The sequence below is a fragment of the Cobetia sp. 14N.309.X.WAT.E.A4 genome (assembly GCF_030397495.1).
Classification (GTDB): domain Bacteria; phylum Pseudomonadota; class Gammaproteobacteria; order Pseudomonadales; family Halomonadaceae; genus Cobetia; species Cobetia marina.
Window position 1 is genome coordinate 40,360 of the sequence record NZ_JAPNXT010000011.1, and the last position, 13,306, is coordinate 53,665.

Annotated in this window: 12 protein-coding genes; 4 read left to right on the top strand and 8 right to left on the bottom strand. The window is 63.8% G+C overall.

The window, feature by feature from the left end:
• Window positions 1–76: 76 nt before the first annotated feature.
• The 5 genes from OW493_RS13975 to OW493_RS13995 all read right to left on the bottom strand — a co-directional run bounded on the left by OW493_RS13975 (window position 77) and on the right by OW493_RS13995 (window position 5,458).
• Window positions 77–1,138, bottom strand: coding sequence for a succinylglutamate desuccinylase (locus OW493_RS13975; protein WP_289864514.1), 1,062 nt, complete (start codon window positions 1,136–1,138; stop codon window positions 77–79).
• Window positions 1,135–1,983 carry a DUF1338 domain-containing protein gene (locus tag OW493_RS13980; protein WP_289864515.1) on the bottom strand — a complete coding sequence of 283 codons (849 nt, stop codon included), beginning with the start codon at window positions 1,981–1,983 and terminating at the stop codon, window positions 1,135–1,137. Before OW493_RS13980 ends, OW493_RS13975 begins: the two co-directional genes overlap by 4 nt.
• Before the next feature lie 261 nt (window positions 1,984–2,244).
• Entirely contained in the window at window positions 2,245–2,799 is a 555-nt protein-coding gene (locus tag OW493_RS13985; protein WP_289864516.1) for a lipocalin family protein, read from the bottom strand.
• Between the two features lie 141 nt (window positions 2,800–2,940).
• Window positions 2,941–4,116, bottom strand: a complete 1,176-nt coding sequence (locus tag OW493_RS13990) for a GGDEF domain-containing protein (RefSeq protein ID WP_289864519.1) — start codon at window positions 4,114–4,116, stop codon at window positions 2,941–2,943.
• A gap of 106 nt (window positions 4,117–4,222) precedes the next feature.
• On the bottom strand, window positions 4,223–5,458 hold the full coding sequence (locus tag OW493_RS13995; protein WP_289864520.1) for a TauD/TfdA family dioxygenase: 1,236 nt from the start codon (window positions 5,456–5,458) through the stop codon (window positions 4,223–4,225).
• Between the two features lie 232 nt (window positions 5,459–5,690).
• On the opposite strand from OW493_RS13995, the gene OW493_RS14000 reads away from it, so the two are divergent.
• Complete coding sequence (locus tag OW493_RS14000; RefSeq protein WP_289864521.1) at window positions 5,691–6,698, top strand: LysR substrate-binding domain-containing protein; 1,008 nt, start codon at window positions 5,691–5,693, stop codon at window positions 6,696–6,698.
• A gap of 83 nt (window positions 6,699–6,781) precedes the next feature.
• Here OW493_RS14000 and OW493_RS14005 read toward each other — a convergent pair whose 3' ends face one another.
• Window positions 6,782–7,609, bottom strand: coding sequence for a M90 family metallopeptidase (locus tag OW493_RS14005; protein ID WP_289864523.1), 828 nt, complete (start codon window positions 7,607–7,609; stop codon window positions 6,782–6,784).
• Between the two features lie 4 nt (window positions 7,610–7,613).
• Complete coding sequence (locus OW493_RS14010; protein WP_077378340.1) at window positions 7,614–9,173, bottom strand: bifunctional GNAT family N-acetyltransferase/carbon-nitrogen hydrolase family protein; 1,560 nt, start codon at window positions 9,171–9,173, stop codon at window positions 7,614–7,616.
• 338 nt (window positions 9,174–9,511) lie between these two features.
• Here OW493_RS14010 and OW493_RS14015 point away from each other — a divergent pair, with 338 nt between their 5' ends.
• Window positions 9,512–10,231 (top strand): glutathione S-transferase N-terminal domain-containing protein, encoded by a 720-nt coding sequence (locus OW493_RS14015; protein WP_289864527.1) that lies wholly within the window; start codon window positions 9,512–9,514, stop codon window positions 10,229–10,231.
• Between the two features lie 92 nt (window positions 10,232–10,323).
• Window positions 10,324–11,013, top strand: a complete 690-nt coding sequence (locus tag OW493_RS14020; RefSeq protein WP_289864531.1) for a glutathione S-transferase N-terminal domain-containing protein — start codon at window positions 10,324–10,326, stop codon at window positions 11,011–11,013.
• Window positions 11,014–11,041: 28 nt separating this feature from the next.
• Here OW493_RS14020 and OW493_RS14025 read toward each other — a convergent pair whose 3' ends face one another.
• Window positions 11,042–11,959: a LysR family transcriptional regulator gene (locus OW493_RS14025; protein ID WP_077378346.1), complete on the bottom strand. Its 918-nt coding sequence runs from the start codon at window positions 11,957–11,959 to the stop codon at window positions 11,042–11,044.
• Window positions 11,960–12,313: 354 nt separating this feature from the next.
• Between OW493_RS14025 and modA the strand changes: the two genes are divergently transcribed.
• Entirely contained in the window at window positions 12,314–13,216 is a 903-nt protein-coding gene (modA, locus tag OW493_RS14030) for a molybdate ABC transporter substrate-binding protein (RefSeq protein WP_240704255.1), read from the top strand.
• The last annotated feature ends 90 nt before the right edge of the window (window positions 13,217–13,306 follow it).

The window sequence follows — 13,306 nt, forward strand, 5'->3', positions numbered from 1 at the left end:
GGGCGCCCACCCTGCCGATGCGCCGTGCTGCGTGGGGCAGTACGGCGGTGGCTGGCGGGTGGGGCGCATTTCATGATCAGGCTGTCTCGGGGGGAGCACAGTTGGCCAGCAGCAAGGCGGCGCGGGCGCCGATCTCGACACTGGCATTGGGGAATACCACGCTCAGCGGCGTGTCCCCGATGATGCAGGGGCCCGCCTGCGCATCCCGGGCGATCAGCGTGCCGGGGGCGAAGCGGGTGAAGTTGGCGACGTCCTCGCTGAAGCACAGCGCGAAGTCTGCGGAGTGGCGCATCAGCTCCACCTCCACCTTGAAGTAATCCATGGCACCGGGATCAGACTCATCCGGCGGCATTCCAGTGGCCAGAGCCGCGAGCAGGCGGGACATCGGCGCCAGTGCCGCCATGTCATTGGCGCCGAACGGACGCACCTGGCCCAGCTCCAGCGTGAAGGCATCGGCATCATGGTAGTGGCGCGAGTAGTGCGAAAAGGTCCAGCTGTGCTGATGTTGATGCAGCACGGCCTGGAGGCCGGCAGCGCTCAATATCGACCACTGTGAGGGACTGATGGCCTCTCCCTCGCTGAAGGGCACCACGGCAAAGCGCGGGTAGTGGCTGTCGCGGATCGCGGTATGCATGTCGTAGTGCAGGCGCCGCGTGCCATCGGCCGGCGGGAAGCGGGCGTAGAAATCATCCACTGCCGCCATCAGCTGGCGGGCGCGTGCCGGCTCATCATCGGCTGGACAGTCATTGGCCTTGCCGGCAGCCGCGTTGCCGGCGTCCACCGAGATGGCGGTCGCCGTCTCGGTACGTCGGAACAGCCGATTGAGGTTGGTCGCATGGAAGCGCTCACCGGTGCGGATGGCGGGCAGGTTGCCCAGAATCAGCAGCAGCGGGGCACCGGCGATCAGGTGGCCGCTCTCGAGACCGGCGATCAGCTCACCCAGCAGTTCGATGGGCGCCGTCTCGTTGCCGTGAATTCCCGCCGAGAGCACGCAAGGACGAGCCGCAGGCCCTTGGGTGTCCGGACAGATCTCCAGCACGCCGGGGGCGACGATCTCATAGCGCCCACCGGGGATGCGTCCCATGCCACGCGCGCTGGCGTGGCCTTCGAGTGTCAGGTCAAGCCAGTCGGCAATCACGGGGTGGAGTGCTCCCTTGGGCTGTCCTGGCCGGTATCGGAAGATTCGGTCAGGTGGGTGGATTCGAAGATCTTGTCGGCACTGGCGGCCACGAAACCCTGATACAGCTTGCCGTCGGCATCCGGATAGCGACGGGCGAACTCGTAGTAGCAGGTCGCGATCTCGTGCTGCTCGCCGCCGGCGAAGGTGAAGGTCTGGCGGTCGGCGAGGGTGGAGGCCTGCTCCAGCAGGACCTCGGGTGAGCCCTTGATGCGTCCGCCGGCCGGATTGATGCCCAGGCCAAGCGCTTCGACGCGCTCCAGCACCTTGTCGAGCGTGTCATGACGGGTAAGTGCATTGACGCTGATGGTGAAGTGATTGGCGCGCAGGCCGATGATCGACAGCCAGGCCGCGTATTCGCTCTCCTCCATCAGACGCTGATACTGCTCGAAGGTCGGCGCGTCCCACAGGCGACCTGACCACAGCACGGAGGGCTGGGTGGCGGCATCCGGCGAGATCTGGCTGACCAGACCATCGATGATCGACTGGGCGCGCTCGGAAAGCTCATGACATTTCAGCTCGGAGAGGAAGACGCGCGGCATGTCGGGAGACGGCGGCAGATAGCCGAAGGCGCGCAGTTTCTTCTCGCGGAAGTCATAGGGGGCGAAGCGGGTGTAGCCGAGCGCCAGCAGATGAGGTTCCAGCGCGCTCAGGGTGATCGGCCCGCGGTCGAAGGTCCGGAAGGCCACGTGGTCGTTGACGATGGTCTCGCCGTCGGCCACGAAGGCATCCTGGATCTGTTGGGCCTGGGGCGTCATGGCGACGTAATCATCCCACAGGGCGCTGAAGAACTGCTGGATATCCATGGCACGAGCTCCCTCTGAACTGAGTTGCCCAGTGCAGCGAGGTGTCACTGACACTGGGCGACGGCATGTGGCGGTTGGCAGCAGGGCAGCGCACTCGGCGAGACGCTGCCTCGGCAGATTGTCAGCTCACCATTGGCGAGCCGCTGGCGCGTGGCAAGAGGCAAGGTCGGTTGGATGAAAGCGGCTGTCCGCACCATGTAAACGTCACGTGTCGGTTTAGACCTTGGGTGGAGCCTGCGCCCTGAGCAAGCGCCTGCATCATCAGCTCTCGCCGTCAGCGACGGGACATGCCTCACCTTGCTCGACCTTGATCAGTGAATCGGTGGCGAAGCCGAGCTCGGCAGCCTGATCGACCAGCGCCTGATAGGTGCCGTCATCCAGCTGCGGCTCGCGCGCCAGTATCCACAGGTAGTCGCGATCGGCACCGGCCACCAGCGACCACCGATAGTCATCATCCAGTGCCAGCACGTTGTAGCCACCATAGAAGGGGCCGAAGAAGCTGACCTTGAGGGCCGCGGTCTCGCTGCCCTGAGTGAAGTAGGCTCGCCCTTCGGCCTGACTCCATTCGCCCTTGTCGGCATCAAGGCCGCGATTGATGACGCGCACGCCGCCGTCCTCGCGGGGCGAGTAATCGGCGGTGACGCAGCTCAGTCCCTCCTCGAAGCTGTTGGGCAGGCGGGCGATCTCGTGCCATTGCCCGTAGTAGCGTTCGAGCTGGAAGTCCCCGACGGGCTGGGTGCCGGACGGGACACCGGCACAGCCGCCAAGGAGGCTGAGGCCAGCGAGCGAGAGGGCGAGATGCGGCAGGCGTGTCATTGGCGGGCTCCATGAGACAGGACGCCCCGGCGAATCGTCGCGGGGCGTCGTTACGTGATGAAAGGGTGCACAGGCATCCTTCTCTCATTGGGGCGTCTGCGGTTGTCTCAAGAGGGAGAGGGCATCATTCGTGGTGGAGGATCACAGCACCAGGCGCAGCGGGTTGGCCGCGACCACTCGCCCGCGGCCACGTTGCTTGGCTTCATACATGGCACCGTCCGCACGCGCGATGATGGTTTCCGGCGTGGCACCGGAGAAGGGGAACAGACAGACGCCCACGCTGGCGCTGACACCGATGATCAGCGGCTCGCCGTCGACCTCGAGGTGGATGGGCCTGCTGATCGCGTCCACCAGACGATTGGCCAGTGTTTCCGGGCCCTGGCGGCTATCGCCTTCACGACTGATCAGCACGAGAAATTCATCGCCTCCCAGGCGGCCGACGATATCGTTGCCACGCAGGGTGTCTCCGAGTCGTTCGCCGATGATGCTCAGGACCTGGTCGCCGATATGGTGACCATGGCGGTCATTGATGGGCTTGAAGCCATCCAGGTCGATGAACAGCGCAGCCTGTATGACGCCGGGTGCCTGGATGTCGAGCACCTGATCGAGATGCTCCATCAAGGCGCGTCGATTGAGCAGTCCGGTGAGCGAGTCGCGAGTCGCGTGGTCACGCAGATTGTCTCGCTCGTCGGTGACGTGACATTCACGCAGGAACAGCAGGCGGCTCTGTCGCTCTCGCGAGTAGGCGCTCATACCGGCCAGCAGGTTGGCGGACATCATGAAGAAGGCTTCGTTGGCTTCCACCAGCACGCCGGTACCACTGTGCAGGATCGCGCAGCTGGTGGTGCAGCCCATCCAGATCAGCAATCCGCAGGCCAGTGCATAGATGAACTGCAGTCCCAGCAGGGTGTAGGTCCAGAACACCAGCAATAGCAGACTGACGAAATAGGCCGGGAATTCACCCTCATGCATCTCATGGTGATCCACTGCGTGGTCATTGCCGAGATGGAACATGGCCAGCGTGCCCAGCGCCGCGCTCAGGGAGGCCAGGCACAGCAGGCCATTGACCCGGTGTCTGTATCGCGCATGGCGTGACAGCAGGAACAGGCTCAGGACACTGACGAGAATGCCGGCGCGCAGCAGCAGCAGGCTCTCGAAATGGTGGGTAAGACTTATCTCGATCAGCGCATAGGACGCGAACATCACACAGCTCAGCGGGATGGTGAACCGGCTGAGCTTGTGTGAGGTCTCGATCTGTTGTCGACGATAGCGTCGTTCCAGGGTGTCATCCGCAAAGCAGAGCGTCATGGGATTCATGGGCGGTACCTGAGTAGCCAGAGTCTCAGGATGCCATCGCCTTGCGTGGTCTGCTGCCGGGGCTGGGCGAATTGAATCACTGAGCTTCAACGCTCGCGGGCCGTCGTCAGTCCAGCTGGCGCGCTGTGACGCGCAATGCCGATTCCACCATGTCGTAATCGACGTAGCAGCCTTGCAGGTGCCGGCGCCCGGTGGTCGGGTCGAAGGACCGGCGCCCATGCATCACGCGGCGGTTGTCGAAGGCCACCATCTGACCGGCCTCGAGCTTGAGGTGCAGGCGGAAGTCCGGTTCGCGCAGGATGCTCCAGTAGTGGCGGTAGGCGTCGTACCAGGCCTGCATCCGTTCCAGCGGCAGGCGCAGGCTATCGCGGATCCAGTTGTTGAAACGCACCTCGATGACCTTGCCGCTGGCATCCAGATGGATGACCGGTTCGCGCACCACGAGGTCGGTCTGCTCATCCGCGAAGCGAAAGTCCACCGGCGTCTCGGCCAGCAGGCGGAAGGCGGCAGGGTCACGCCGGCGCAGTTCCTCGGCGACGGCCATGCCGTCACCGAAGATCGACTCACCGCCCTCGGCGTCATTGACCAGGCAATAGAGCATCTGGATGTCCGGCGGTTGGCGCCAGTTGGGCAGATCCGTGTGCAGTTCCAGCGCGATGGGCGTGTAGGCGGCATTGTTGGGCGCCTGCTTGGAGAAGACCTCGAAGCGCCCGCCGAAGTTGGTGGCACGGATGGGGCCGATGGTGGCCGCGATGGCATCGATCTCACCGCCTTCACAGGTGCCGCCGTCCAGAATCGCGAAGCCGTCGCGGCACAGCGCTTCCAGCCACCCAAGTCGTGCGGCGCCGCCGGCCATGTAGTCGGCAAAGGCGGTAACGTGAGGCTGATGGCCCTGCTGCCAGGCGCGGCTTGAGGGGACCGGCGTGGCTGGCGGCGCATCACTCGGACGACGTTGCAGCAACCAACCGGCATCGAAGCGACTGGTGTGGCCGTCCTGCCAGATGACGACGAGATTGCCTTGCTCGATACGCAACTGATGCACCGTCAGGGCCGCATCATCCATGAGCATGAAGGTGCGCTCGAAGGTCTGCGGATGACGGCAGGCGTCGCAGGCGCAGTGATCACGCAGCCAGATCAGCGGAAAGCGTGCCTGATCCCCATCGGCCCAGCTCAGAGTCGCCAGTGCCTCGTCATGGGTCGCCTGAATCAGGGGAGTGCCGCGATGATGGGGCTGATATTCCTTCATGTCCCACTGATGACGCGTGCCGGCATCCGTCGCTGCCGTGTCGGTAGTGTCGGTAGTGTCGATAGTGTCGTTCGTATCGATAGTGTCGTTCGTCACGCTAGTGTCGCCAATACCATCAGTGTCGCTGGTACCGAAAGTGTCGGAATCAGATGCGGTGAGAGTCTCCATTGGCGCCTTCCTTGTCTCTGTCGGTGTCGGTGAGTCTTGTGCTGAGAGTGAGTCTATTGTCTTGCGTGTCATGAGGGCTGACCAACGCGAAATATGACGCCCATGGCTTAGCTGAGCTAATGTGTGGTCATGCTCCTCCATTGTCCGCCACGAGATTGCCATGCACGACTCACCTTCCTCGCCGCCGAGTGTCTTGCCTGTTTCCTTGTCCAGCCCGTTGCCACCCCTGGCCTGGCTGCAGGCCTTCGAGGCGGCGGCACGCCTGATGAGTTTCACGCGGGCGGCCGAGGAGCTGAGCGTCACCCAGTCCGCCATCAGTCAGCGTATCCGCCAGCTGGAGGATCGGCTCGGCCAGCCGCTGTTCGTGCGCCATGCTCGCAGTCTGAATCTGACACCGGCCGGGCAGGCCTGGCTGCCGGCGCTGCAGGATGGCTTCCAGCGTCTGCAGGAGGGCACGCTGGAAGTCTTCGGACCCTCGCGCGCCGCGCCGGTGAGTCTGCGTGCGACGCCGATGAGCCAGCAGGCCTGGTTGTTGCCGCGTCTGGCCAGCTTTCATCGAGATCAACCCGAGATCGCCCTGCGGCTGGTGAGTGCCTTCTGGGCGCGTGATTTCGATGGCGAGGAAGTGGATATCGAACTGCGCTATGGCCAGGGGGACTGGCCGCAGGTCGAGGCGATCAAGGTGGGAGCGGAGCAGGAGCGGATGATCGTCGTGGCAAGCTCGGCACTGAGCGCCCGGTTGAGCACGGCGGCGGATCTGACCGGAATGACGCTGCTGCATGCGGCGGGATTCGCGGTGGGCTGGCGTCGCTGGCTGGTCGCGGCCGGCCAGCTGGGACTGGAGAAGACGACGTCCACCATCAGTTGTGACACCCAGGTCATGACACTGGAAATGGCGCGTCTCGGCATGGGCGTGGCGCTGGTGCATGAAGGCCATTTTCAGCAATGGATGGCCTCCGGCAATGGCGGGCTGGTGCAGGCCTTCCCGCTGGCGATTCCTGCCGAGCAGCATTTCTGGCTGGTACGTTCCTCTCAACGACCCATGCGACCCACGGCCCAGCGTGTCTGGGATTACCTGGTGGAAAAGCCAGCAGTGACCGACTCAGGTACTGCTCTTGATGCATCGGGGAATCGCAATGGCGGGCCCGCCGCGGCACACCCTGATTGATATACCGTTAGCTTGAGCCGGTGGTGGAGGGGGTGAGCGGTCGCTATTCATTGCCCGGATCTTCTTGTCTGCCTGTCAGGCGCTCAGTCATGGGCCGTCGGGCAGCGTGGCAATGGCGATTGGTGGAAGAAGCGTTCCAGCAGGGCATACAGCTCGGGATAGGCGACTTCGAGGGTGTCCGGTGCGGTAAAGAAATACTCGCAGCACACGGCGAAGCATTCGGCGGGGTGACTGGCGGCGTAGTCATCGATCGGCGTGGGAATGCCGTGTGCCAGGCGCTCGCTCAGGTCATCCCAGACGGCGGTGAAGGTGGCGTGCCATTCCTGAGCGCTGATGTGGCCAGGCAGAGGCGGAAAGCCATCGGCATCGGTGGTGTTGGCCATGTCGAGCTTGTGGGCGAATTCGTGGATGACCACATTGAAGCCGCTCCAGTCACCGCTGGCGGCCAGGTCCTGCTGCGTGACCACCACCGGCCCCTGGTACCAGGTCTCACCGGCCCGGGTGTCCTGGAAGACATGCACCACGCCTGCCTCATCCATCTCTTCCACTTCACGGCGGATGGCCTCGAGCGGCAGCATGATCTCATGGACGCGAGCGCCGGCATCCTGCCAGCGCTCGGCATGCGCCCAACCATTGAGCAACAGCATCGCCTGAGCCGCCAATGCCAGCGCCTCGACCTCCTCGAGAGGCTCGGCGCTGGTCAGCTTCCAGTCATGCAGTTGCCGCCGGGCGCGGCGCTCGAGACGCGTGAGCGCCTCGGCGTCGAGTCCCTCGAGGATCGGCAGACGCTCGCGGACGGATTGCCACAGGGTGTCCCCCTCCTGGGGCTGGGAAGAGAAGGGGGCTGAGGCGTCGGCATCATGGCCGTGGCGCTCGGATCGCTGCCACAGTCGTTGCCACCAGGGGGGCATCGAGTCAGTCCTGACGACTGCCGGACTTCCAGGACCAGTCGCGCAGGCGCAGGTCGAAGAGGTCCTTGCGACGGTCCTTGAGGTTGGTCACCGAGCCTTCGCTGCGTACGACCTTGAGACGTTCCAGATCGAGATCCGAGAACATGATCATCTCGGTGTTCGGGGTCGTCTCGGCCATCACCGCATCATGCGGGAAGGAGAAGTCAGAGGGCGAGAATACCGCTGACTGGGCGTACTGGATGTCCAGACTCTCGATGGACGGCAGATTGCCGACACTGCCGCAGACCACCACATAGCACTCGTTCTCGATGGCGCGCGCCTGGGCGCAGTGGCGGACGCGCAGGTAGCTGTTCTTGGTGTCGGTCCAGAACGGCACCATCAGGATGTCCATGTCCTGGTCGGCCAGCAGACGTGACAGCTCCGGGAATTCCACGTCGTAGCAGATCAGCATGCCGATGCGACCGGCGTCGGTCTCGAACACGGCCAGCTCGTCGCCGCCCTTGATGATCCAGTCACGGCGCTCCTGAGGCGTGATGTGCAGCTTGGCCTGACGGTCGATCTCGCCATCGCGGTGACAGAGATAGGTGACGTTGTAGAGCTCGTTGTCATCACCGACCTCCACCATGGACCCGGCCACGATGTTGATGTTGTAGGCCACCGCCATGCGCGAGATTTCCTGCTTGAAGCGCTCGGTGAAGCCGGCGAGGAAGCGGATGCAGCGCACCGGGTCACTCTGGTCTTCCAGCAGGCCGATCAGCGGCGTATTGAACAGCTCCGGGAAGACGGCGAAGTCGCTCTGATAGTCCGAGAGGGCATCGACGTAATATTCCACCTGCTGCAGCACGGATTCGACACAATCGAACTTGCGCATCTGCCACTGGACGGCGCCGACGCGAATCATCGTCTTGCGGCTTTCCAGCACACGCTCGACCGGCTCGAAGAGGATGTTGTTCCACTCGAGCAAGGTGGCATAGCCCTGTGAGCTCTCGTCTTCCGGCAGATACTGGCGCATCAGACGCTTGACCAGAAATCCATTGGCCAGCTGGAAGGACAGGATGGGGTCGTAGATCTCGCGTCGCTCGACCTTGTCGATGTAGTCGGTCGCGGACAGCTCCGCGGCATACTCGTGATACTGGGGAATGCGCCCACCGGCCAGAATCGAGCGCAGATTCATGGAGCGACACAGTTCCTTGCGCGCTTCATACAGGCGGCGGCCGAGACGATAGCCCCGGTAGTTGGGGTCGATCAGGACATCCAGGCCATAGAGCGCATCTCCCTCGGGGTTGTTGAGGATGACTTCGCGCTGACCGATCAGATCATCGTACTTGTGCGGGTTCGAGAAGGCGTCGTAATCCACCAGCGCCGTCAGCGCGACCCCGACCAGCATCTCGCCGTCCTCGATCACGATCTGACCATCGGGGAATTCCGCGACCAGGCGATTGATGGTGTGTTCCGGCCAGGCGCCGCCGATGTCGTCGTAGATGCCGTCCATCAGGCGTTTCAGCTGGGGGTAGTCGGATTCCTGCAGGTTGCGCAGGTTAAGGTGCAGGTCTTCGACGGACATCGAGACTCCTTGGGAAATGAGTGATGAGAGCAGGGCGAGACGCGGCGGGGGCGACAGCTTGGATCCATTATTCGCGCTGTCGAGGCCGAGTGTCATCAATATCCTTTGGTCAATGACCGGCGCGTGTCGCGAATCCCTCCTCAATGGGTCCAACCTCGCGCCACTGCAAGGGTGAGCGGGTGGAAGCACGGCGAGCGGCGTGTCAGCGGGATATTGAACGAATGCTCATTTTGCTTGCATTTGCGCGGCACAACGTCCAAAACATTGCCATGGGCAAGACGCCCACGGCGACGTCATGCCGAACATCTTGAGCTTGAATGACACCGGAGGATACCTGCATGACCCCAGTACTCTATGAATTGCGAGGCCGTGATGGCCGTCTGCGTTTCTCGCCGTTCTGCTGGCGCGCGCGGCTGGCCCTGGCCCACAAGGGCATCGAGGCGGAACTCGTTCCCATGCTGTTCACCGACAAGAGCCCGATCGACTTCTGCGATTCCACCACGGTGCCGGTACTCAAGGATGATTTCGGCGTGTCGATGGACAGCTACGACATCTTCCAGCACCTGGACGAGCATTATCCGGATGCAGGCAATGGCCCGCTGATCGGCGATGCACTGGCAAGGGCGCGCCTGAATTTCGTCAAGGTCTATGCCGAGCAGGTCATGGCCGTCGGTTTCTTCCGCCTGGTGGCGCTGGATCTGGTGCAGGCCATTCACCCGGATGACCGCGAATACTTCCAGAGCGCCCGAGAAGCCCGCTTCGGCATGTCGTTCGAGGAGTTCCACGATGTCGAGATCGCCCGTGGCATTCTCGACAGCGCCTTCAAGCCGTTGCGTGGCCTGCTGGGCAATCAGCCCTTCATGGATGGCGAGTCACCGGCGGCGGCGGATTACCTGATCTTCGGCTTCTTCATCTGGGCCCACATCGTCTCCGACACCTCGCCCTTCGGCGAGACGGAAGACCCCGCTGATCCGCTGGTGCAGTGGCGCGAGCGCATGATGGATCTCCATGACGGCATGGCACGCAAGTCGCCGCGTGCCAGCGAGATCCCGCAGTAATCCCTCAATCGCGTCAGCGATGCGCTTCCTGATGGCTCGAACGCTTCCAGGCGTTCGGGCCATGTCGTCTTGCCCTCGAAAAGGTGCTCACGATGATTGACCTGTATTACTGGACCACGCCCAACGGCCACAAGATCACGATCTTTCTGGAGGAAGCCGGCCTCGAGTACCGACTCATTCCGGTCAACATCAGCAAGGGCGAGCAGTTCGCGCCAGCGTTTCTGGCCATCTCGCCCAACAATCGCATGCCGGCGATCGTCGATCATGCGCCGGCCGATGGTGGCGAGCCGATTTCCGTGTTCGAATCCGGCGCGATTCTGGAATATCTGGCCGACAAGACCGGCCAGTTCCTGCCGCGCGAGACGCGCGCACGCAATGATGTGCTGCAGTGGCTGCATTGGCAGATGGGCGGCCTGGGGCCGATGCTCGGTCAGGTGCACCACTTCAAGCACTACGCGCCAGAACCGGTGGAGTACGCCATCGAGCGCTATCACAAGGAAGGCGAGCGGCTGTACGGTGTGCTGGAGCGCCAGCTTGCGGGGCGGGAGTTCGTGGCCGGTGATGATTTGAGCATCGCCGACATGGCCATCTGGCCGTGGCTGAAGGCCGAGAAGCAGGAGATCGATCTGGCCCGCTTCCCGGCGGTGGCTGCCTACCGCACTCGCATGGCCGAGCGTGATGGTGTCAGCCGGGCGATGGCGCGCATCGACGACATCAATCCGGCGGCCAATGTGGCGATGGATGAAGAGGCGCGTCGCCACCTGTTTGGCCAGGGCCGCTGAGTCGCGCTGGTACGTGAGGCCTGCGGGGCTAGGGCTGCCCCCAGTCCTTGGGCACATGGCGCCGGATACGATCCAGCAGCGCGCCCAGCTTGCGCGGCGGGTGCCCGAAGGGATAGTGCAGGCTGACCGGAATCGAGGGTCCTTGCCACTCGGGCAGACAGGCCTCGAACTGGCCGGGATGTGCCACGGAGCGGGTGCGCACGTGGTGGTCCGGCAGCAGGCCGATACCGGCGCCATGCGCGATGTGGTCGGCATGTACCACGACATTGTCGACCGTGAAGCGTGAGGGCGGCAGGCTCACTCGGTACTCGCCCTGTTCCGGATGGTGGAGCACCAGATCGGGATGATGGCGGTCGATCAGGTTGACCCAGTCGTGGGAGGCAAGCTCGCCGGGATGCTGCGGATGGCCATGCTGACGCAGATAGTCCGGGTGGGCATACAGATGCTGACGCTGGTGGCCCAGCACCTCGTCACGCAGGCCGCTGTCACGGGTCGGACCTTCCCACAGCCACAGCATGACCTGATCATCCTCACGTGTCGGAGGCTGCAGGTTTGAAGTCAGCGTCAGGCGAATGCCCGGATACTCCTCGATGAACTCGGTGAGCAGACGATTGAACCAGCCACGCAGGAAATGCGGGTGGACGCTGATGCTGAGATCACCGCTCACCTCCTCGCGGAGTTCGTCCAGTGCCATCTGCGAGCGCTCGCCCAGCGACAGCATCTGCTGGCAATACTGATGGAACAGCGTGCCGGCCTCGGTGGGAATCAGGCGGTTGGCCTGGCGATGCAGCAGCGGCTGACCGAGCTGATACTCGAGGTGACTGATCCGACGGCTGAGCGTGGACTTGGAGATACCGAGGTGTTCGGCGCCGGCGCCCAGGTTGCCATGGCGCATGATGGCATCGAAGGCACTGAGGCCCTGAAATTCGTCAAGTACGGGAGGCATGGATTGGTGGCACCTGAGACTGTCTGCCACTCGGGCAGCCGATGGCATGAAAGAGAGCGTGGAGGCAGAGTGCGCCGCGGATCTGGCGCAAGGGCCAGTGGCGAGTTGCCGATTTGGCCAGCATTGTAGCCGATTTGGCGGGGGGAGTGGCATGCATGAAAGTGATTCGCGTTCTCTGCTGGCGGGCGCGTTCAGATAATGGGGCTCACGATTCCAGCTCGTTGACGCCCATCCGCGCCCGAGCGGGATGCATGTGGCGGATGGGCGCGGCATCATGGCATGCAGCAGTGGCACGCGCTGTCGCTGCATTTCACTCTTCCAAGGCCCTTTCGCGGCCTGACAAAGGACCTCGTGATGTCACTCGCCACGCGCTTGCGCGCTCACTTTCGCTCATGCCAGGAATCCGCCTGCCTGAGACGCACCTCTCTGACGGCCCGCTCAACACTGCTGATGACGCTGGTGGCGCTGCTGGCGGCACCGGTGCAGGCCGACGAACCCACCCGGATTCGCGTCATGGCCGCCGCCTCGCTGCATGATGCGATGGATGCCATCGAGGCCCGCTACGAGCGCCTCGCCAACGTGGATATCCTGCCGGTCTACGCCTCGTCCTCGACCCTGGCGCGTCAGCTGGCCAATGGTGCTCCAGCCCAGCTGTATCTGTCGGCCAACGAGCGCTGGATGGACTGGCTCGAGCAGCAGCCCGGCGTGGTGGTGACAGGGCGTCATGATCTGCTGGGCAATCGTCTGGCGCTGGTAGCCGCCGGGGCAAGTTCGCTGGATGCCGGCGTCAGCAATGCCCGGGACGTGACGGACGTGGCCAAGCGACTGGCCGCGACGGGCGACGCCTCCCGGCTGGCGGTGGGGGACCCGGATCACGTGCCGGCGGGCATCTATGCACGTCAATCGCTGGAATCGCTGGGTCAGTGGCAGGCACTGCGCTCGCATCTGGCCAGTGCCGAGGATGTGCGTGCGGCGCTGGCGCTGGTCGAGCACGGTGAAGCCCCACTGGGCATCGTTTACTCGACGGATGCCTCCGTCAGTCATCGCGTCCATCAGATCGGCCTGCTGCCCGAGAGCAGCCACGACCCCATCCACTATCCTGCCGCCTTGATCACGCGGGGCGGGGATGCGCCCGACGAGGCAGCGGAAACCTTTGCCCACTGGCTTTCCAGCAATGAGGCAGGGGCCATCTTCCATCGCTTCGGGTTCACCACCCTTGGGGCCCAGACCGCACCCGCCACCGCTGACAGCCAGTGAGAGCGCCCCGGCTGGGCTGGCGCGCCGGCCGGCATGTCCCGGAGGCACGCGGGCCGCTACACTGGAGGTTTTCCGTGGCATCATTGCGGC